Source organism: Clostridium aminobutyricum (assembly GCF_017255415.1).
Lineage (GTDB): Bacteria > Bacillota > Clostridia > Peptostreptococcales > Anaerovoracaceae > Aminipila > Aminipila aminobutyrica.
Map to the genome: position 1 here is coordinate 16295 of NZ_JAFJZZ010000006.1, position 21776 is coordinate 38070.

Genomic DNA, 21776 nt, shown 5'->3' on the forward strand with positions numbered 1-21776 from the left:
GTCCCTTTCTGAATGATTATTGTTGGGAAGACTGCTGAGGTGAATAGTTCGGAACAATTTCCTGCAGCCATTTTTTTACCTCGGCCTCTGTCATCGCAGAAACTCGTTTGATTTCCTCTTCTATTACAGCATGTCCGTCCGTTTCCTGCAGCATTTCCTTGAGAACGGGATTGGCAGGAAGAGGATGTCCTACATAAATTTTATTATGCCCCGTCTTTTCAATCCCCTCTTCATCCAGCAACAATTCTTCATATAGTTTTTCACCCGGCCGAAGGCCTGTGAGCGCGATATCAATATCCACATAAGGTACATACCCTGAAAGGCGGATTACATTTTCTGCGAGGTCTAAAATCTTCACCGGCTCCCCCATGTCGAGAATGAAAATTTCGCCGCCTTCCGCCATCGCTCCGGTCTGTATCACCAGCTCAACCGCCTCCGGAATCGTCATAAAATATCTCGTAATATCCGGATGGGTTACGGTCACCGGACCGCCCTTTTCAATCTGTTTTCTAAAAATGGGAATCACCGATCCATTGCTCCCTAATACATTGCCAAAACGAACGGCAGCAAAAGTCGTCCTTGCATGCGAACTTTTTTCTTGGAGCATCATCTCACCTACTCGCTTTGTGGCTCCCATTACGTTCGTAGGATTGACCGCCTTGTCCGTTGAAATCATCACAAACCGCTCTACGGCATGCTCTTCCGCCAGATCCAGCATATTTTTTGTTCCCATGATATTGTTGAGCACCGCTTCTTTTGGATTATTCTCCATGAGCGGAACATGCTTATGCGCTGCCGCATGAAAAATCACATGAGGTTTATACTTTCTAAAGACCTCATCCATACGGGTTTTGTCACGAATAGACGCGATGACAATCTCCAATTCTAACTTTGGATGAAGCTCTTTCAGTTCATTTGTCAATTCAAAAACAGAATTTTCATAAATATCTACCGCAATAATCCTTCTCGGCTTAAAACGGCCGATCTGTCTGCAAAGTTCTGAACCGATGGAACCGCCTCCGCCTGTTACCATAACAATTTTTCCTTCGATATAGCTTGAAATCTCCCGAAGATTGACATGCACCGGGTCACGGCCAAGAAAGTCTTCAATATCTACATCTCGAAGCTTACTAATGCTTACCTTTTCATTGATTAAATCAATTAAGCTCGGTAAAATCTTTATTTTGCAGCGAGTCCTCTTGCACTCGTCCATAATACTCTGTATGGCTTTCTTATTCGCAGAAGGAATCGCTATAATGATCTCATCCACCCCGTATTTACGGGCCACCAGGCGGATATCCGCCTTGCCTCCGGCGACTTTTACGCCGCATATCCGGTGCCCCTTCTTTATTGGATCATCATCTATCGCTACCACGACCTTCTTGCCGTATTCGTGATGGCTTTTTATTTCATTGATCATAGAAGCTCCGGCTTCTCCTGCTCCGATGACCATGACTTTTGTCACATGTTCCCCGATTAGATCCTTTCGGCCGATTCTCAGTACAAAACTATTGAAAGATCCCGGCGTACGCAGTCCTCGGACAAAGCGGTAGGACATTCGGAACGCGCCCAACAAAAATACCATAAATAAAAAACTGATGACATAAATTCCTTTCGGCATGTATAGACCCAGAAAGGTTACACAAGCGATGACCATCAACTGAGCGGTTGCAGCCGCTAAAACAATTTTGGTGAGTTCTTCCGTACCGGCATATCGCCACATGCTCGTATATAATCCAAGCAGCCAGAATGCTGCGATGCAAGCGAGGGTAATCGGAAAAATATTGCCAGCATAAATGTAAAACCAGGCATCAAATACTTTCGAATTCACATCAAAATCAAAGCGGAACAAGTATGCCATGATATATGAAAAGTTAACAATACAAATATCAATCAATAATAGTATTGCGATTCTTGAAAATTTAACCATCTATCTAACTCCTACTATCCCTCTTGGAGGAATATTATCCATAACACATAATACCGGGCCATAAAGTGCCCGGTATTATTTTAACCTTTGGAAAGCAATACTTCAAGTTAAGAATAGGTTACAAATAACCCCTTGCTTCTTATTGGAGTTTCCCCGTATTTTTCGCTATGATATAAGACAAATCCAACGGTTCAAGTTTTATGCTTGGCTGATTTGAATCCGTATAATATTGGACCTCTTCTTTCTCTAAAAATTGTTTTATTACATCCGCATGAACACAATGCCCAAAGCTTAAGGATCCGGTACTGCTTTGCATACCATATACGATCCCCTTCGCGTCAAATAATGGGCCTCCGTTTTGCCCTGTAAATCCCGGTGTACTCATCTCAATTCCTGCAATCTGATTGTCTGCCCCTATAAATCGGGTTACCATTCCTTCCGACGGAAATCGTGGGCTGGTTCTGTTTCCTTCATTTGTCCACGCGATTTCATCCCGCTGTGCATCGTACATATAATTCGTGAATTCAGGGAAAGGGAAGCCCAATCTGCACAAGAACTTTCCTTGACGAATTTCTTGTTCTTCTGCTGCAAAGGTAGCATATCCACTATAATTAATCTGATTAAATCCATCCAGTTTCAATATTGCTACGTCTGCTTTCGGATGAAACCTGCACTGAATTCCGGACAATGCGTCCACACAGTCTACAAACCGGATTTTCATTTGGGTGATCGTGTTTTCTTCGTATTCATATTCCTTCTCAAGAGATTTCAGTAGTTCTTCCAGAGCAGTATCCGCTGCCTCTGCCTCTGCCTGCTGCAATAATTGTTTTTTTGCCTCTTTAAATTTAAGATATTTCTCTTCTATCGCGGAGGCATCCATGATCATTTTGGCGGTTCCTTTTGTGGTCACAGCAAAGCCTTCTTCATTGACAAAAAATAAAGTCGACGAGCTAGGTAAAATTTTTGCAGAACCATAGGTTCTCATTATAGAAAAAACAGGACGGGTGAAGTTCCCAACCTTTTCAATCGCATCTTCAAACATGTACATTCCTCCATTTATCCCAAATCTCTTTCAATTTTATTGTACCACTTTCGAGAAGGCCTGTACAAGAATAAAAGGATTTATGACCCGTCCGTTTTGTGGTATACTCCTTTTCGAGGTGAAAATGAAATGAATGATATTATCATAGAAAAAGCAATTCTACATATTTTAGATACCAGTATCACCACTCCCGTCTTAGCGGACAAGCTTATGGCTTATAGTCAGCAAGCCGACGAATTTCTGAAGATTCATATTGCCCGGGCTATAGAGGATGCAGACATTAAGAAAGGTGCCTTTAAAAGTGAAGGGGAAGACATAAAAAAACTTATTTCCAATGTAGAGGATGCTGCTTTTATTCAAGGTTCGCAGCAATTGGCGCAGCAAATTTTTGAACTGGCTCTATCCAACCCCGGCATTCCTGCCGCAGACCTCTTATGCTGCCATTTTCGTTATGATAACGGACTGTATTTCGGGCTTCTTAAATTTAATTACAAGTCCTCCTACATACACCAGTTCAATATGGCAGACGAATTCAAAGAAACACGAATTCTCAAGCAAAATGCGACTATTGCAAGTGAAAATCAAAAGTTGGAGGAATTTGCCTTTATTCGTTTGGATGATTTCAGTGTATTGGTCAAGGAAAAAAAGGTGGAGATCAACGGTGCAAAAGACTATTATCTTTCCAGTCAACTATTGAAAGTTGATACAGACCTCTCCCCCAAAGCGAAGGTAAATATCGTGGAGAAAGCAGCTCAGAAGGTCATTAAGGAATTCTATGGAGAAGACCCGTTAAAAGTATCCCAAGTAAAAACGGAATTGAAAAGCTGCGTGGATGAAAGCAGCATCATAGAAATCGATCGCATTACGAATGCTGTTTTCGATGGAAATTTTTCCGCTCAGCAGCGCTATCGGGAAGAAGTCGCACAAAAAGGAATTTCAGGCAAGGCTTTTGAAGTCACCTCCGAAATTGAGAAGAAAGTGGCCAGAAAGCAAAAGATATTCACTGACAGCGGTATCGAAATCAGTCTGCCGGTTGATTATTTAGAGAACAAGAAGAAAGTGGAGTTTATCATGAATGAAGATGGTACCATGTCGATATTGATTAAGGCAGTGGTGCTCCGATAGAATAAATATAAATAATGTAATATCTGTAAATCCAATGTCATAGCTGCCATCGACGGATATTTTGAAGAATATTTATCTTTTCAAATTTCGTGAGCAAAGCTTTTAGCGAGTATGAAATACGAAGAAAAGAATTGTTTGAGCGTAGCGAGTTTGCTTTTCTATCTAAAAGCAAAGAACGGAATTTATGAAAAGATTTATTCTGAAAATTAATCCTGAGAATGGCAGCTATGACATTGGAATACCGTTTTATTTCTAGATATACAATATTTCGAAACTTCATTGGGACATTTAATAAAGCAATACCCTGCCATTTGGGATGCAGACTCTTTTCTGTTCCAACTGGCAGGGTACTATTTATTTCTTTTGATATATAATTTTTATTTAGTTACTGTTATTTTTTCTATCTGAGCCCCAGTCGGGAAGTTTAGTGTAAAGGTTTCTGAGCTTCCTGCTGTTGCCGTTACTCCATTTGCCTCATCCGCTGCTTGTGCGCCTTTTAATGTTGCTTTTACATAGGCGCCATTTTCGTCATAGTTGACAGATAACGTTTGTCCATCCACGGAAACCGAAAGTTCCTTTACTAAAGCACTTCCGTCTAAGCCTTTTAGCCCTCCTAATCGTAAGGTATATTCTCCGCCTTTTGTGCAATAGGTTTGCAACGTAAAGGAGGTCCCTTTTTCTATTTTGACTGTTCCGTCAAAATCCTTCGTAATCGGTTCTTTCGGATTCTTGGATTCTGCCGTTGTCAGCCCCCACTTCGTGCTTCCGGTAAGCACGATGATATTGTCCGGAATGCCGTCATTATTGACATCTACACCAAAATCCGAATTGAATATGGTATTAGAAAAAATATGAATACCAGTAGAAAGAGTCTGCGTATCTAAGTTTTCAATGCCAAGCATCTTGCCTACAAACACCACGTTACTTGGATCCAGCATCGCATCATCTAAATAGGTCGCATTCCTTTCCTGAAGCTGTCTGTAATACCCTAAAATATTGTCCACATAGTATTCTTTTTTACCGACTAAATGCATCAAAATTTCTATCGGGTTATCCCTTGTTGGATTAATCGCTGTATCAAAGATATTAAAAAGATTATTCCAAGTTTTAGGACTTGATTTCCAATCTTCAGCCGCAATGGATGCAGCCTCAAAAAGTTTGTCATCTTGTCCTGTGTTAAAATAAAACGGTAATACATAATTCAATACGGCATCCGTATTGTTTGTCACTTCTTTCGCGAACTTATTCGCTTGCTCTAAGTTTTCCTGTAATCCGTAGGTACTTACTGTCACTAGATATGATGTTTTATAATCATCCGCTTCAAATCGATCTATCTTTGCCAAGGTCTCTATTTGATCTATCGTACAATTGCCTGTAGATGCCTTATAGTGAGCAAATAAGTTTAATACTAATAATATGCCCATTATCAAAGAAAGTAGGATTATAATAACCTTTGCAATAGCCGGACCGGTAATCTTTAAATTTAAGTCTTCATATATTTCCGCTGCGCATTTTTCTACAAGGTCGGTGGCCTCCTCATCGCGAACTTCTTTCTCAAAAGGTTTTGATTGAGCAATTATCAACAATGACATTATAGCAAAAGTGATAATCAAGAAAGGTCCGGCGGACCATGTGAGATCCGTGATAGCTTGGCCAAATATTTGGAATACACAAGCTATAAACAATGGTAAAGTTGTAAATGCCAGACCTCCCTGCTTTCTTAGCTTTAACATTGACAGAATGCAAGCTACTAATATTCCTATAAATAAACCAAATCCAATCACTCCTAGGTCGCAAAGAGTTTGAATGTAATGATTATGAACATATAATGTTGCATAAAAGAAATTCTGAACCGAGGCCACGCCCTCCTCATATCCACTGATTCCATGACCTATTACAGGACTTTGTCTAAATAGTTTTAGACCATCTTCGAAGAATACTATACGTTGTACCATATTTTGGTTGGCACCTAAGTCTTGAATACGGTTTGCAACATTTTCAGGTAAGAGCTTATACGTTAATTTTACTTCTTCAGAAGTTCCTGTTTTAACGTTTTCGCAGACAACCTGCTTTAAAAGGCTTCCTCCTTCATTCCCGGTGAAATAGAGTTTAACAATTTTAGAGCCTTCCGGAACATTGAAGGAGGCCTTGTCCATCGTCCCGTCGTAAATAGTCGTAAATGTATGAACTTTTAAGTCCGTTTGATCTTGTGAAGTAATTTTTATTGTCGGCGCTTTTTCCGTTTCTGCTTGTAACTGATATTCTCCTGGCTCTAAGTAAGCCGCACGCATAACCGTTTCCGTAGGTTCTAAAGTCATTGGTCCTGTTACATGTATCGCTGCTAGAACGTAACCGCAAATTATAATTAGCACGATAGCTCCAACAGCTAATCCAGCTTTCATATTACCGGCTAATTTCGTAGAAATAGATATTCTACCATAGTTATCTACCGCCCATAATGATGCAGCATTCAAAACGATTGCCATCAGCGGTAAGATAAATGAATTATCAAAAGAACGCATCACTATTGCACCACAAACAAGTGTCACTATAACCGTTTCTGCCATTAGCATAAACAATTGAAGACGCTCGCCTTTTGGGGTCACCAAAATCATCAGAATGCAGGCAATCAAAAACATTACTATGGAACCTAAACTAAATAAAAGCAGGTAGGTCAATGCATGTATTGATAATAAGATAATGCCTAATGTACGTTCTTTAGCGCCTTCGCTACTTACTATCAAATATAAGCAAAGAAAAATGCCTAACGCTATAACCCCTGCAAAAGTATTGGCATTACCGAAAATACCAGTAATACGAATTCCCTGTTCTAGTACGCCAAAGTGCTGCATACTAGAAGTAAATAAGCCCATAAATGCCTTAAAACCTGTTGCAAGTGGGCCATCTGAAGCGGCATCGATGGATACTATTCCAAAAATAGATGTTACAATAGTTAAGGTAGCCGCAACCCTTCCAAAGCCTTTCTTGGTTGGAACCGCCAATACCAAAATAGTAAAAAAAACTGCCGCTGCAATAATCAATTTTGTAAATTCAAAAAGAGCAGCCTTTGGCACATCTGCATAACAAATAGAAATCCCATTCCAAATCAGGTAGGCAAGAATCATAAAGAATAATGGACCTGTATACACTTTTAAGGCATTCTTTGCCTGCTTCGTAAACATTAAAGCAGCTATCAGTATCAGGCCTGCCAAAGCACCCCACTTTTGTACAAGCGAATCAAAAGATCCAGCCGCTGTCGTAAACAACATGAGCAATATAACTGATGCGATAGGAATAATCGTTATTTTTTTTGTCATTTCTCAATACACCTTTCTCTTTCCCCTATATTTTTTCTTCATTTACGATACCCTTAAAAAGGGTACGAAATAGTATTTTTATATCAAATAAAATGGTCCAATTCTCTATGTAATAGATATCATGCTGAATGCGCTTCTCAATCGAAGTATCGCCGCGTAATCCGTTTACCTGTGCCCAACCGGTAATACCCGGCCGAACTTGATGCTTAACCATGTATAGGGGAATAGTTTCTTTAAACTGTTCCACAAAAAACGGTCTCTCCGGCCGTGGCCCAACCAGGCTCATATCCCCCTTCAGTACGTTGAAGAATTGGGGTAATTCATCTATTGAAAATTTACGTATCAATGAGCCGAATTTTGTCTTCCTCGGATCAGCCAGCGTCGTCCATGCAGTGCTTTCAATAGGATTTACTCGCATGGAGCGGAATTTATACATGGTAAAGAGGTCTTTGTTTAGCCCAACCCTCTCTTGTTTAAAGATAATCGGTCCTGGCGAAGAAATCTTGGTTCCTATTGCTGTAACAATCATGACTGGAGAAAGAATCAAAAGTAGACACAAGGATCCCATGATATCTATCGCTCTTTTAACCATAGCGTTTAAAATATTATCTAAGGGAATCCGGCGGATATTAATCAGCGGAATTCCTTCCATATCATCCATATATGGCTTCGAAGGCATATATTTGGAGTAAAACGGAATCACGCAAAGCTTTGTTCCCGCTTTTTCACAGCTATTTATCACTTTCGGCAAAAGTTGAAATTCCGCTGCCTCTAACGCTACTACCACCTCATCGGGGTTAAAGGTCTCAAGCGCAGCATCGATTTGGTCATAATTCCCTAAGTATTTTGCATGCATTAAAACCCTATCAGATGCCAGATAACCTATTGGTGAGAAGCCCAATGCTTTGTTTTTGTTTATCGCTTCCAAGTACTCTTTTGCAAGAGGGCCTGAACCAATGATAAGATTATGTTTTATGTTAAAGCCCTTTTGTCTGTACTTTTTTAACACAAACCGAACGAAATATCTTTTAGTTGCAGTACCCATGGTATTGAACAAGAGAAAGAAGACCAAGGTCCATCGTGATAGATCCAGCCACTTAAAAAAGAACAAGCAGGTTAAGAGAATAACAATACCTAAAAAATTAGCTTGAATAATAAGGGAGAATTCCTTGGAAAAGTCTTTTCGCCGAAACGATTCATATAGTCCAAATCCAGCATAAAGCAGCAAATATAACGGAATTACAATAAAGGCAAGCTGAATATAAATAGCCAGCGTTATATGTCCGGACTCCCCTTCCATAACAAAGAAACGAACAACGTAGGCAAGTGCCATTGCGATTAAAATAGCTACCCCATCCGTTAATATGTTGAAATCGTTGAGTATTTTTTGATTTTCCTTAATCATGTTCGATATACACCCTTTTAAAACATTACCCGCTTTGATTCTATCTATAAACTAAATTTCGATAAAAAATTACCTTAAAATACATTTTTATCACGCTTTAAAACAATAGCTTTTTAATTATAGCATAATGTTCCAAAAAATGAATGTCTTTATGTAATTAATTCTTGGCAATTTGATTTTTAAGGTGGTATAATAGTTAATTAATGGGATTTTATTAGGGGTATCGATGTTCGTATTTGATTAAGTTTCAACGTGTCATTGCACATACTACTTTACTTATTAAAAAACGCTGCCAAATGATTTTACAGGGGAGAACAGATTATGAAAAGGACAAAGAGGATTATAGGGATTGTTTTATCACTTTCTTTGATATTAGGGACGTCAACAGCTGCATTTGCTGCTTCATCAGTTTCAAATGCAGCTAAGCCTGCATCTACCAAAGTACTTGCTTACATTAAGCCTGATCTAAAAGTTCGTTTTAATGATGAGACGTTAACATTTAAGGATTCTAATAATCAAATTATATATCCTCTAGTATATAGAGGGAGTGCTTATTTGCCGATTCGGGCTATTTCCGCTTTGATTGGCGAAGATATTGAATGGGATAATTATAGTCAGACGGTTTTTATTGGTAAAACGCTCAGTAACCCAAGTAAATCAAAGATTAAAATGGGAAATCAAAATGCTTTTCAAATTATTTCTGCGTCAGCAATTTCCTCTATCGCACTGCCTTTTTTAGAAACTGTTTATGTAAAGCCAGATATTAATATTATGTATGACTTTGAATTGAAATCGTTTACGGATAGTAATAATCAAACAGTCTATCCTATTATATATAATGGGAGCACCTATCTTCCAATCCGTTGCCTCTCTAGTTTAATGAATAAACCGATTACTTGGGATAATGTATCTAAAACTATTATCATCGGAAATATCACTAGTGGAACAAGCACCATTTCAAAAAAGAGTCAAGCCATTCTTAACCTTGAGGCGAAATATGAATCAGCTATTGAACTATATGATCAAGCGACTGATAAGATTAAGTACATTCATCAATCTACGGATTCAGAAAAGTTAAACCTTATAGCAGCTGCGGTTACTGAAGATGTTGCTTTAGCGCAGAAACAAACGATTGATATTAAGAATATGAATACTGCGGATTTCACGGAAGATGAACTAAAAGCCAAAGACGTGCTATATGCTTTTGTAGAATCATCCGAGTATTATATCTTAGTTTTGGAAAATATTTCTTACTTAGCAGCTTCTTATTCAGACTATTCTATGCTTGCAGAGACTTTCATGGATTTGGCTTTACAGTCAAGAGATAAAATGGATGATGCTAGAACAGCTATTGAAAAGCTTCAGAAAAATGCACAATAAAATAGATTAGCTACATAAAAATCGCAATATGCTAGGTATTGCGATTTTTTTAATTCATTTATTATGCGTCTGTTTTATCAGTTCCCATTTGTAAGCACTGTTTACAATGTTTGATAAGCTTGAATAGATCGGATTCCAATTGAGCTGAGTAATGGCCTTGCTGTTATCTGCAACAAGAATTGGCGGATCTCCATCCCTACGATTGCAAATTCTCAGTGGAACTTTTTTACCAGTTATTTTTTCCGCCTCAGTAACCAACTCTAATACAGAAATTCCCGCTCCGGTGCCTAAATTAAAAAAGTCAAAACTCCCTATATTGGCCTCCGACCTTTTCTCTAACAGTTTTTCTACTGCCAGTACATGAGCCGTTGCTAAATCCTTCACATGAATATAATCCCTGATGCAACTACCATCAGCTGTATCATAATCTTCACCAAATAATGAAAATGTTTCTCTTTTCCCCGTAAGCGCTTCTAGGATCAGCGGAATCACGTGGCTTTCAGAGTTATGGTCTTCTCCCAGCCTTTCTTCATATGCAGCGCCAGCCGCGTTAAAATATCGAAGCGCAATGGAATTCAATCCGTATGCATTGCCATAATCCTTCAATATTTGCTCAATGATTAACTTCGTCCAGCCATACGGATTAATAGGTGCTTGCTTTTCCTTTTCTGTAATTGGAATCATTTCAGGAATTCCATATGTAGCACAAGTGGAAGAAAAAACAATCTTTTTAACACCTTTTGAAATCAAAACATCAAATAATCTCTTACTGCCAAGCACATTATTTTCATAGTATTTTGATGGATCGATTACCGACTCTCCGACCAGTGAACTCGCTGCAAAATGAATCACCGCCTTGATATTATGCTGATCTAAAACTTTCTCTAGCTGTGTAATATCAGCAATATCGCCTATTATTAATTCGCAATCTTTTACTGCCCATTCATGCCCCGTAGTTAAATTGTCATAAACAATTATGTCATAGCCTTTTCCAATTAGTTCTCTGACAGTATGGCTGCCAATATATCCGGCTCCGCCTGTAACTAGAATTTTCATTCACTTCTCACCTTTGTATCATCCCACTTTATAGAATAAAAGCTACTAAATAATTCTCATCACTCAGTAGCCCTTACGCATTGTTTATCTTAAAATCAAATATACCATTATAACCACCATTGCCATTGCGGCCACAATACTTGCGGTTTTCTTTACCTTGCTTCCTTTCGGAAAGCTTTTTTGTTTGGAATAGGATAATCCACTGCCTGGGATCCCAACACTACCACGAATTCCGTCCTTGTTGATAGACACTCGTGCCCCTTTTTTGCCAACACTTATGCTTGGACCGTTTTTGCTAACGGTAAGTCGTACGTTTTTTGATAAAGCTTTGGTTTTTCTGTAGTTGATTCCCATGTAAACTCCCTTTAATTCTAAAAGAAACATTACCGTTTCGATCACCTATTCTAGTTATTAATTATCTCTTTCTTCTGCCATTTTCAAAATATCTTCAGCTGTTAAAGTTTTTCCTTCTTCCATTGAATCTAAGCGAGATTCTGCCTTCGGTGGGTTGCTTTGCACTTTCTTACCAGTTACTGCTTTTTTAAATTTATGCCAATAAATTCCGATTGCTGTTCCAGCAGCGATTAGTCCCCCTGCAATAAGTTGAATAATATAGGTACTAGTGCTAGGATCTAAGTACGCAAAACTTTCAACTGTTCCAAATAGTATAAAACATAATACAAAATATGTAACTATTAAACCTTTTTTCATTTCCATTTTCCTTTCATTTAAACTTTTAGTATAGTCCTCTTAATTTTTTAATCTTGCTATTATATAGCTTGCACCGATCATTCCACTCCGGCCAAAATTGAAAATATATTTTTCTTCAATCTCTTTAATTTGTTTTTGGTATTCTGTCTTATTTCTTAAAAGCGTTTGTATCGAAGTGAATATCTGATTTGACACCTCACTTTTTTCAAGCTGTATTCCGATTACATTGCGTAGTGTTAAAGATAAAGGTGATAAAGGTATCTGCTCCCAATTCGGATTTGCTATTTTCATTTTAGTATTTATGAAAAGTGATGGTTTCAAAGTCGCTAACGAATATTCATAAGCTATCCCAGACCAATCCGTGATTAAAACATCTGAACTGTAGACTGTTTCATTTGAAGAGAAATCTGTTTCAAGCGTAAAAAGCTCCCCTGTCTTACGACCGTACTTGTCCATTATTTGATTCCAACGCATCGGAAATCTTTTTACATACTCAGGATGCGGCCTTATAATAATGTGAAATCCTTTATCTAGTAAATTATCTAATATCTCATCTAAACAACTGTCCAATATGTTGTCTTCCTGCCAAGATGGTGCGATAAGTATACGTTTTACTTTTTTATTTGAATAACCCTCCTTGTTATTTGCATAATGGATTCTCATGTTTTCAATAACACCATACCCACATTCAACTAGCATTTTAGGTTTCAAATTATATAGTTTTTCGCTTTCTCTTATTTCATGAGCTTGATGAATTCCCGTACAAAAAATCGTATCATAATTATCTAGCGCTTTATCTCTTATCGTCATAATAAAACTTAATGGAGCATGAAACATATAAATATATTCTATGTCTTTTCGTACCATTGACCGTTTTATATGAAAATTATCTAAGTCAGGCATAGTCATCACAACTATATCTGCATCCATTTTCATAAATAGAGGTATCAGCTTTTTTTCACCAACATAATAGGGTAAAATCCTCGGATTGTTCTTATTAAATATCGCATCATAAGGATCACTTGTAATATAATGAATGACTATATTTGATCGATTAATAATTTCATCTATTACATTCTCAAAATATTTATAAAAACCACTTTTTTCTGAGTAAAAAACTAATCTTTTACCTTCCGAATTTAAAAAGCGTTTATAATCTTGTCTTTCTCTTGGCTCATTTTTTTTAATCTCTTGCTGTTTCTGTTTATTTATTTGTTTCAGCACACGATTTGCTTCTTTTGAAGCTTGGAGGTATTCATAATCAATATATTTTTTCGGATTATAAATCCAATTTAATATGTAAATTTGTATTGTAGAAAGCACGTTGCTACAGATCCAGTATAAACCTACACCTGCCGGCACGATAAAAGTAAAATACAAAGAAAAAAGAACCAAAAAGATTGTCATTCCCCATTTACTTAATGCCCCTTGCTCCTGCTGTAATACATTCTCTCTATTTTGAACTAAACAAAGCAGCAAAGCACTTAGCGCAGACAAAATAGGTATTATCATTAAACTGCTCTCAAATGTCGGAGTCAACGATAAATTTAATCCCATAAAAGACGTATCAAATTGTCTTATTAAATTTATAATATTTTCAGAAGTTACTGCACTAAAAAAATGTGTATACTTCTGATTTTGGATTAGTTCTACAACCGTAAGCGTCCCCGAATGACCTAATTCATTAACTCCTAAAATTTTCATTGCTACTGAATTAAGCGCATTTATTGTTGTGGCATTAACACCAAGTAAATATTTTAAGGGATTATAAATTACATATATAATCCCTATTATTATTGGAATTTGAATCAGCATTGGTAAACAGCCTATGCCAGCATTATACTTCTCTTTTTTAAACAGTTCAATTTGTTCTTCCATAAACTGTTCTTTATCCGCTTTGTCAGGATACTTTCTCTTTAACTCATCAATCATTGGTTGCATCTTAACCATTTTAATTGAATTTTTCTGTATCAATACTCCAATAGGAAGAGTAATTAACTTTATTATTAAGGTAAATATTATAATGGTCCAGCCGTAATTTCCTATTAAATTATAACAGAATGCCATAATAGATCCAATCGGGGTCGTTATAATTATATCAATTAATTTCATTTATATTGCTCCTATTTAGTAATCTTAAATGCTATTTTTGTAACAAATATCCCAAGTTTCCGCTGATCCTCACTTAAGCCTAATTCTTTTGGACTCTTAGCATTTAATGTTTCAAAAGTAATTAATTGATTTTTTCCCGCATTTAATAAACCTTTAGGTATCACAATTTTAATAGGACTTGCCTCTTCTCCATTTATTTGTTTGACTTTTTCTCCATTAACATAAATTGTAGTCGAACCGCTTCCCAAAAATTTATTATAATACAAGTTCATTTGTATATCAGAAGCACTTTCTGTGTAGAACGTCATAGTTGATGATTCTGAAGTCCAAATACCATCCTCCTCTTGAGTATACCAATTTTCTAATTGTAATTGAGAACTCTGTCCTCCTGGTTTAAAAGAAATTTCTCCGTTATATTTTATATCTAAAATATCTTGGTATAAATTCTTTTGTGAAAGAACCATTGTTGTATATGCAACTGCTAACACTCGCGTATCAGTACTGGTTCCTAGACTTTGAGGTGATCTAGCATCTGGATATTGAAATACTATTACATTTTGACCTTTTCTGAAAAAATCTTTTGGAATAACAACAGTTAAGATATGTTCTGTACTGTTTATGTCTTTTTCACAAATGTATTTATTGTTAATAAAAAACTTAATTCTTTGTTTCTCTCCTAAAATAAATGGGATATTTAGTATTAGTTTCACATCACCTTTTGGATTTTTATTAATATTAAGCTTAAGCTCTGTTTTTTCTCCTAAAGACCATGCAAAATCTTTTTCAACAGGAGAAATCCCTTTCACTATAGCACTTCTATCATCTTTTTCAAGAAATGAGAACCTTTGTTCCCATTTATATTTACGTGGAATGCACCCATTAACTATTCCATTTTTTGTATATATTTTGCCCGAAAACTCGTTATCCCCTAATTCATTAGTTGTTTTAGTTGTTGTGTATTTCTTTATATCTGGTAAATATTGCTTATCCCAAGAATCATCCCATTCATAATAGTAAAATTCTCTTTTTCTATTATTCCCTTTCTGAATATCCTTAAGGCTTTCGCCATATTTTTTATAATCCCTACAAATTTGGGATATCAACGTCGGCATTAAGTCTGAGTAACTAGCCTCAACATCTGAAATATTAAAATTATGATGCTGCTTAGGATACTTAATCAAAAGGGTTGGTTTTTGGTGCAATTCTGTGGCTCCATGATCGGCCATAACAACTATCATGGAGTTATCATAACAGTTATTCTCTTTTAGTAACTTAATATAATCCTCAACTATTTTTAACGCTCCTTTCGTTTGTTTTACTGCAGATGATTTACTAACCTCATTTAAATTTTCATCAAGTGTAAACGGCAAATGAGAGCCTTCATAATGGTAAACCCTAAATATTTTTTCTTTACAAGGATTGATCCCACTATTTTTTAATAGTTTATAAATATTCCTAGTATCCATGCTATAAACATCTTGGGAACTATCTTTAAGATTATCGAAAGTGTCAAATTCTAAAACGAAGTATTTTTTAAGTATATCTGGAGAGTACTTAAATAAAACTAACTTAGCATACTCTTTATATAAAGTTTCATAAGATTTAATTTGAGGCGTTGACTGTTGCATATTTATCAAATCTGCTGATGTCGATATAAAAGAGCTACTTGTGTAAACTCCGCAATTAAAATTATTCTTCTTTAATTCTAATGCTAAAGGATTATTTCTCCATGCTTTTTCTATATATTCATTGTACGGTAAGCCATTCAAATATTTATCCCCAGTAAGTATATATGGTATGGCCCCCTTTGTTGATGGATACATACCAATTACATTTTTGTAATACGTAAAATCATTAAATGTTTTATTGAGCTCAGGATAAGTTTCTAATGCCTGATTAAAGTAGCTCGTATCCATTGAGTCAACAATAAATACGGCGATGTTTTTAGTAGTCGATACATCAAATATCCCTTCTGTTGTTAAAACAGTTTTATCTTTGCCGCCAACGCCTGATATCGCAATAAGTACGATTAATGCAATAACTTGAACTCCAGAAAGGACGGTTGATACAATAAAGGTAAATTTATTAAATTTTCCATAGATTTTTTTCGTAGCTATAATCGATGCTAAAATACAAAATGTCCACAAAACTAGGCTAATAATCTGCCATATAGTATATTGTTTCCATTCTATGGCTGAACCATCTAGAAGGCCATAATTTATTACTAGAAAATTACCCTGCAAATATGTGGATATTGCTATGCCAAATAGGGTTGCCTTTATATATTTATTAAGACTAGATCTATTACTCATTAAAAAATATAGTGATAGAAAACTTAAAGATCCCCCAATTATAATTATAGGAGTTAAGCTCATTATTCCAAACCATAATTCCTCTTTATTATCAAGATAAAGTTCTAGAGGTCCGAATACAAAAAGAGTAAACGATAAAAAAAAGCTAATCGATGCTTTTTGTTTAGATTCCAAATCATTTATTTTTCCAAACATTTCTCAATCCTTACATTCATTTAAACAACTAATTTTTCTTAATACTATTTATATTTGTTCCTTATTCTCCAATATAAAATCAATAATCCCAACGGGATAAATTGCTTTGTAATATACCTTATCCTTTTTGAGAAAGACTTTTTGTAATTGGTATGCATACAGTCATTTTTTATTTGAGAAATTAGATTTATATCTTTATCCTCCTCTGAGACAGGATACAAGTTATCCTGTAAATTCTCGCCTCCCTTTTTTTCCTCTTGAATTTTCTTTTCTAATGGCCCTAATTCTAAATCTGATTGCCCAATCTCTCGTCCATCAATCCAAACCTGATGTTGAAATTGCCAATGAATTTTTTCAATTAATGCTTCTGCTAGATATACTTTCTGTCTTTCAGTAAAATAGTCTCGTCTCATTAATGACTTTAAATGTACTAGCTGATTTCTATGTATTGGGAATCCCCAAGCTAAATCAATTACCGTTTCTGCTTCTTGAAAAGAAACATTTGGGTTCTGTTCATTAATAAGCTGGACTAGCTCCTGAACATTAAGTTTTGTATTGTTTGCAGACACACCGTCTGTTTCAAAATAGTGAATGACTTGATTTACAGTACAATGTTTAAATCCTTCCTTTATAAGCAGCAATTGCATCTTAAAATCTGCAACAATCCGATACTTCTCATCATAAAGTCCGATTGCCTCAAAGCACTTTCTTGATACAAACATCGTTGCATGTCCACAAGGTTGAATAGAAAATATAGCACGTTCATCAAAATGGGATAAAGGGAGCAACATTGTAGGCCTCCCTTTTATATCAACATATTGTGACAATGCCCCCGAATAATCGGCTCCATTCTCTAAAATTTTTTCGATAGAACACTTAACCGCATTTATATCAAAATAATCATCTGAGTTTACAATGCCGATATATTCACCCCTCGCAAGCTGTAATCCCTTATTCATGGCATTGTAGATTCCCTTATCCTCTTGGGAAATATAGTAATCAATTTTATCTTCATATTCTTTGATAACTTCCAATGTCCCATCGGTGCTTCCACCATCAATCAAAATATATTCAATATTTTGATATGATTGGCCTAATACAGACTCAATCGCCCTTTTCAACTTTTTCCTTCGGTTATACACCACAGTGATTATAGTAACCAAAGGTTGATTTTCTATCGAGCTTTTAAAAATGCTCTTAGTTCGTAGCCCCCCCTGAATAGACGCCTCTGGATATGTTACATATTTACCTATCAATGATTCCATTACAAATTAACCTCTTTTCTTTAACGATGCTATTCATTATTATTTCCAGTATCCCTTTATCGTCCTCTCGGGAATCGTGTTAAATTCTGAATCAAAGTCTCCTTCTCCAAGCATTGCTTTGTGAGCTCTTGAATAACAGCTTCTTTTTCAAGGCATTGCCTATCTAAGTCTTGAATCGTTGTTTCTTTTTCTATGCACTGGTTAGTTAGTTCCCTAATTGCGTTATCTTTCTCAGAACAGTGCTTCGCTAAGTCTTGAATAACAGCCTCTTTTTCTTCTAACCCTTGGAGCAATTGTCTATTTTCCCTTTTAATAAAGTTATTTTCTTCATTCAAAAAATCTGCTAATACTTCTTTTTCTGATTCTTGCAATCTTATCAATCTAACTCTTTCAGTTTGATTTTCGTTGTATTTGCTATTAGCAATATATCTGAGTTTTTTATAAAGTTCTTTTGAATCACTAAATAAGTAGTTAATAATCTCGATAGATTCATCTCTCCATTTTGGGAATCCCTCTTCTATCGTAACTCTAGCATTCCTACACACCGTCGCAATATCTTTAAAAGTTATTTCCCTAGGCTCTTCAACATCATATAAGTATCCGTTTACACCGTCTATGATGTATTCATTCATTGTCCCTAAATTGGGCGCAATAACACATTTTCCCATGGCCATCGCCTCTAAGAAAGACATCCCTATTCCTTCCGAAATTCTAGGTGCAATATATAGAGTCTTGCTTTGAACTTTTTCAATATACTCATTTTTAGTTTCAAACCAATTTGTAAATTCAATGTGATATTTTTCTATATCTTGCGGAGCTATTTCTTCAAGCATGGTTCCGGGGTCATTTGCCATATGAATATGAATGGATTCTAAGTCCAACTTTCCAAGTAAATCCTTTACCATATCCCAATTCACCATGCTTGAGTTTCTCTGCCAGAAAAAGGCTGATTTATTGACCTTATTACTTGCGAAATATTTCTCCGGATTAGGAAAATACTTAACATACTTACTTATTATTCCTATGCTAGACATGGCAACATGCAATGATTTTGAGAAATTTAAAACCTTAAAATTCTTAAGGATCTCCCATTCATTGCTATGCCTATATAATAGATTTTCGCTATCATAAGAATCTAACATGGGAATATATACTAAGTTGAAACAAGTTAAATCAGTATTTTCATCAAATTCAGGGAGTAACTGAAAAAAAATATATACATCAAATTTTCCTAGGTAGTCTGCTAGCCTTATTTTTTCTCCGCCCCGCCAAAAATCATCCCAAATGTATTCAACCTCAAAGTCCTTTTCCACTAACATATCAATTAGAAACTTTGTAGACAAGGTCTGTTTATGATAGGAATGATCAAAATATGCAATTTTCATATTTTTTAACTATCTCCTTTTAAATATTTTCTCTAGACCAACACCAATTGCATTTCGTTTTGTGAGGTTCTTAACATTATCAGCTGACTCTTTTTTTAATATATCATTCTCAGCTCTAAGCCTCTCAATTTCTGCTACTAAGCCATTGATAACATCTAAGCGATCTGCTCTATCTTTTTCACAAATTTCAAGATACCTACCTGCCTCTGCCAGTTGACTTCGTAAAGATATTTCACTTTCTCGAAGTGAAATCATTGCCTTTGTAAGCCTTCCAGTACCAAGGTTATTTAATATATTTTCAATGTCAATATCGCTGTTAAAATTAAATGGTGATTTACTTGCAAACAGAAACATATCATAATCATCCCCAAAAATTGGTGTTTCAAAGTTTATGTATTTAAAACCCCATTTATTTAATAAAAGTTTCATGGATTTTTTGCTGAACAAGTATAGATGTTCACCATCAATTAAGAGAGATTTAAATCGGGGCTTATCTCTTAACATTTCTTCATAATTCAGTTCCTCATCGTAAACAGGTGTCTGTAAACAGATTATTCCGTCTTGGGTAAGTTTTTTGCTTAAATCAAATATAAATTTTTCTGGTTCAATGATATGTTCTATTACATCAAATGCAACAATTGCATTAAATTTTTGACTTGAATTGCTTAATTCCCCGCAAACCACATTCACTTGCAAAGTAGTTCTTATATACTGGCAAATATCAGGGCTCAATTCAAAAGCAATTTGTTGAAAATCCATTTGTTTAAGTAGATATGAAAATGCTCCTATTCCGCAACCTATTTCCGCAATAGAATTACCCGCCTTCACATATTTTAATAGGTATTTAAACCAGTAAATTGCTCTCTCCTTTAAATATGCATCAATAACTTCGGAAAGATTTTTCACTCCAAAAAGCTGAACCATTTTTTCTTCCCAATAGCTCTTCCCGTATAAATCTTTTTCTTCATTTGAAACAATATAAATATCTTTTGGCACATCTTGATTGCATACCAAAGTCCCACATACGTTACACTTATGATAATCTCTCGAATAAATTTCTAATTCAGTATTACCACACCAACATTTTTTCATATTTTCCTCTTGGGTGCCTTCCCCATTTATTAAAATTCACTAAATCAAAACGCGCTTACACCATATACGGCTATACCTAATTCTCTGTTATCTGTTGACTCTGATATATCAGAAGGCTTCCAAACGTAGTTTGTTTTTAAAGTTACCTCTACAATTTCTTCTGCCTTATATTCATTTTTAAGCGGCAATCTCGCCTCATTTACCCCTAATTGGCACTGCATCGTTCCGCATAATTCATCATTAGCATATACACTCAAAATTAGCGGTTCCATTCCAATGCTTGAATCAATAAAGTTCATATATTTGAGATAAAGATCACCAGCACCCTCTGAATTGATTTTTAAGAAAACTTTTGCTTCTTTTGACTTTGTCCACCTAAAGCTCTCGCCCTCATACCATTCCAACAATTGCCACGACTGATTATCAATTGAAATCTCTTCTAGATGGCTCGCATTACCGAGCTTGTTTTTGATTGTTATAATCTCTTCTTTTGTTATTTTTGTAGACAAACCAAAGTGGTCAACTTCCCGCTCAGCGTCTCGGGGTAGCAAACACCCTTTGCAATTGGCAACCACTTTTTCGCATACTTCATACTTTTTTGCCGAGTTATAAACTTGGTCAAATCCATTTAAAATGCTACCGACTCTATAATCCTTAGGCTCTTTAGAATAAAAGCCACCATAGCAAGCATAGAAGTCTCCATTTGAATCTATTAACCAAGAATTTATTCCTGCATGGCAGTTTTTAATTATAAAATTACCTTTAGATAATAGATATTTGCGTTCTCTGGGATGTCGTACATAGTCAATAACTTTCGCAATATCAATATCTTCAAATTCAAAAGGCTCCCCTTCACCCAGAATTTTAGGGATAAACGAATATTCAATCGCCTTACTTTCAAAAAGGTCTTTTAATGTAGAAATCTGATTAATGTTTGATTTCTGAACAACTGTATTTATATGAACTTTGCAGCCACTTTCTTTAATCTTTATAGCCGATTCTAAAGCTCTTGAATAGGCACCAAGGCATCTTCTTATTGTGTCATGAGTTTGTTCATTTCCGTCTATTGAAACAGCGAAACGAACAATGTCTTTGCGTTTTAAGCGCTGAATTAAGCGCTCTATTCGATCTACAAAATAACCGTTCGTGGAAATCACACAAGGGATTTCTTTTTTCTCGAGATATAAAATATATTCATCCAAATCATCTTTTAAAAATGGTTCTCCACCAGCCACGGATACCGAGTTATATGGTAATACCACTGAGTTTTCGTATATTTTAATGAATGTCTCACTTGACATTTCATTTTCTTTTCCTGTATACAAATCAGATATACAGTGGCTGCATCGACAATTGCACCGTGTAGTTGCTAAGTATAAGAACTCGCAAAGCTTTGTCCCATTAGGGGCTACATTGTTAAACATATTCTTCTCTCTTTTTCAGTAAAAT

General features: G+C 35.8%; 15 protein-coding genes. 2 read left to right on the top strand and 13 right to left on the bottom strand.

Going from position 1 to position 21776, the window contains the following annotated elements; translation table 11 throughout:
- Positions 1–16 precede the first annotated feature (16 nt).
- Together JYB65_RS11720 and JYB65_RS11725 are read right to left on the bottom strand one after the other, a co-directional pair.
- Positions 17–1930 carry a polysaccharide biosynthesis protein gene (locus JYB65_RS11720; protein ID WP_206582876.1) on the bottom strand — a complete coding sequence of 638 codons (1914 nt, stop codon included), beginning with the start codon at positions 1928–1930 and terminating at the stop codon, positions 17–19.
- A gap of 139 nt (positions 1931–2069) precedes the next feature.
- Positions 2070–2972: a hypothetical protein gene (locus JYB65_RS11725; RefSeq protein WP_206582877.1), complete on the bottom strand. Its 903-nt coding sequence runs from the start codon at positions 2970–2972 to the stop codon at positions 2070–2072.
- A gap of 129 nt (positions 2973–3101) precedes the next feature.
- Between JYB65_RS11725 and JYB65_RS11730 the strand changes: the two genes are divergently transcribed.
- The gene (locus tag JYB65_RS11730; protein ID WP_206582878.1) at positions 3102–4097 is read left to right on the top strand and encodes a nucleoid-associated protein; all 996 of its coding nucleotides are present in this window, start codon (positions 3102–3104) and stop codon (positions 4095–4097) included.
- Between the two features lie 377 nt (positions 4098–4474).
- Here JYB65_RS11730 and JYB65_RS11735 read toward each other — a convergent pair whose 3' ends face one another.
- Positions 4475–7414 (bottom strand): O-antigen ligase family protein, encoded by a 2940-nt coding sequence (locus tag JYB65_RS11735; protein ID WP_206582879.1) that lies wholly within the window; start codon positions 7412–7414, stop codon positions 4475–4477.
- Positions 7415–7439: 25 nt separating this feature from the next.
- The gene (locus tag JYB65_RS11740) at positions 7440–8819 is read right to left on the bottom strand and encodes an undecaprenyl-phosphate glucose phosphotransferase (RefSeq protein WP_206582880.1); all 1380 of its coding nucleotides are present in this window, start codon (positions 8817–8819) and stop codon (positions 7440–7442) included.
- Between the two features lie 321 nt (positions 8820–9140).
- Here JYB65_RS11740 and JYB65_RS11745 point away from each other — a divergent pair, with 321 nt between their 5' ends.
- Positions 9141–10199 (top strand): stalk domain-containing protein, encoded by a 1059-nt coding sequence (locus JYB65_RS11745; RefSeq protein ID WP_206582881.1) that lies wholly within the window; start codon positions 9141–9143, stop codon positions 10197–10199.
- A 54-nt stretch (positions 10200–10253) separates the two neighbouring features.
- Here JYB65_RS11745 and galE read toward each other — a convergent pair whose 3' ends face one another.
- The 9 genes from galE to JYB65_RS11790 all read right to left on the bottom strand — a co-directional run bounded on the left by galE (position 10254) and on the right by JYB65_RS11790 (position 21751).
- Positions 10254–11255 (bottom strand): UDP-glucose 4-epimerase GalE, encoded by a 1002-nt coding sequence (galE, locus tag JYB65_RS11750; protein WP_206582882.1) that lies wholly within the window; start codon positions 11253–11255, stop codon positions 10254–10256.
- 84 nt (positions 11256–11339) lie between these two features.
- Positions 11340–11639: a DUF4236 domain-containing protein gene (locus tag JYB65_RS11755; RefSeq protein WP_206582883.1), complete on the bottom strand. Its 300-nt coding sequence runs from the start codon at positions 11637–11639 to the stop codon at positions 11340–11342.
- 27 nt (positions 11640–11666) lie between these two features.
- On the bottom strand, positions 11667–11966 hold the full coding sequence (locus JYB65_RS11760) for a hypothetical protein (protein ID WP_206582884.1): 300 nt from the start codon (positions 11964–11966) through the stop codon (positions 11667–11669).
- A gap of 39 nt (positions 11967–12005) precedes the next feature.
- Positions 12006–14078, bottom strand: a complete 2073-nt coding sequence (yidC, locus tag JYB65_RS11765; protein ID WP_206582885.1) for a membrane protein insertase YidC — start codon at positions 14076–14078, stop codon at positions 12006–12008.
- An 11-nt stretch (positions 14079–14089) separates the two neighbouring features.
- Complete coding sequence (locus tag JYB65_RS11770; RefSeq protein WP_206582886.1) at positions 14090–16585, bottom strand: sulfatase-like hydrolase/transferase; 2496 nt, start codon at positions 16583–16585, stop codon at positions 14090–14092.
- A 44-nt stretch (positions 16586–16629) separates the two neighbouring features.
- Complete coding sequence (locus JYB65_RS11775) at positions 16630–17850, bottom strand: glycosyltransferase family 2 protein (protein WP_206582887.1); 1221 nt, start codon at positions 17848–17850, stop codon at positions 16630–16632.
- A 56-nt stretch (positions 17851–17906) separates the two neighbouring features.
- A complete protein-coding gene (locus JYB65_RS11780) occupies positions 17907–19235 on the bottom strand; it encodes a glycosyltransferase family 4 protein (RefSeq protein ID WP_206582888.1) in 1329 nt (442 codons plus the stop codon).
- A gap of 9 nt (positions 19236–19244) precedes the next feature.
- A complete protein-coding gene (locus JYB65_RS11785; RefSeq protein ID WP_206582889.1) occupies positions 19245–20327 on the bottom strand; it encodes a class I SAM-dependent methyltransferase in 1083 nt (360 codons plus the stop codon).
- A gap of 44 nt (positions 20328–20371) precedes the next feature.
- On the bottom strand, positions 20372–21751 hold the full coding sequence (locus JYB65_RS11790) for a radical SAM/SPASM domain-containing protein (protein WP_206582890.1): 1380 nt from the start codon (positions 21749–21751) through the stop codon (positions 20372–20374).
- Positions 21752–21776: the final 25 nt, after the last annotated feature.

Bases quoted from the DNA above. Each gene is read 5' to 3' on its own strand.
- JYB65_RS11720 (WP_206582876.1), bottom strand. From the start codon at position 1,930: ATGGTTAAATTTTCAAGAATCGCAATACTATTATTGATTGATATTTGT.
- JYB65_RS11725 (WP_206582877.1), bottom strand. From the start codon at position 2,972: ATGTTTGAAGATGCGATTGAAAAGGTTGGGAACTTCACCCGTCCTGTT.
- JYB65_RS11730 (WP_206582878.1), top strand. From the start codon at position 3,102: ATGAATGATATTATCATAGAAAAAGCAATTCTACATATTTTAGATACC.
- JYB65_RS11735 (WP_206582879.1), bottom strand. From the start codon at position 7,414: ATGACAAAAAAAATAACGATTATTCCTATCGCATCAGTTATATTGCTC.
- JYB65_RS11740 (WP_206582880.1), bottom strand. From the start codon at position 8,819: ATGATTAAGGAAAATCAAAAAATACTCAACGATTTCAACATATTAACG.
- JYB65_RS11745 (WP_206582881.1), top strand. From the start codon at position 9,141: ATGAAAAGGACAAAGAGGATTATAGGGATTGTTTTATCACTTTCTTTG.
- galE (WP_206582882.1), bottom strand. From the start codon at position 11,255: ATGAAAATTCTAGTTACAGGCGGAGCCGGATATATTGGCAGCCATACT.
- JYB65_RS11755 (WP_206582883.1), bottom strand. From the start codon at position 11,639: ATGTTTCTTTTAGAATTAAAGGGAGTTTACATGGGAATCAACTACAGA.
- JYB65_RS11760 (WP_206582884.1), bottom strand. From the start codon at position 11,966: ATGAAAAAAGGTTTAATAGTTACATATTTTGTATTATGTTTTATACTA.
- yidC (WP_206582885.1), bottom strand. From the start codon at position 14,078: ATGAAATTAATTGATATAATTATAACGACCCCGATTGGATCTATTATG.
- JYB65_RS11770 (WP_206582886.1), bottom strand. From the start codon at position 16,585: ATGTTTGGAAAAATAAATGATTTGGAATCTAAACAAAAAGCATCGATT.
- JYB65_RS11775 (WP_206582887.1), bottom strand. From the start codon at position 17,850: ATGGAATCATTGATAGGTAAATATGTAACATATCCAGAGGCGTCTATT.
- JYB65_RS11780 (WP_206582888.1), bottom strand. From the start codon at position 19,235: ATGAAAATTGCATATTTTGATCATTCCTATCATAAACAGACCTTGTCT.
- JYB65_RS11785 (WP_206582889.1), bottom strand. From the start codon at position 20,327: ATGAAAAAATGTTGGTGTGGTAATACTGAATTAGAAATTTATTCGAGA.
- JYB65_RS11790 (WP_206582890.1), bottom strand. From the start codon at position 21,751: ATGTTTAACAATGTAGCCCCTAATGGGACAAAGCTTTGCGAGTTCTTA.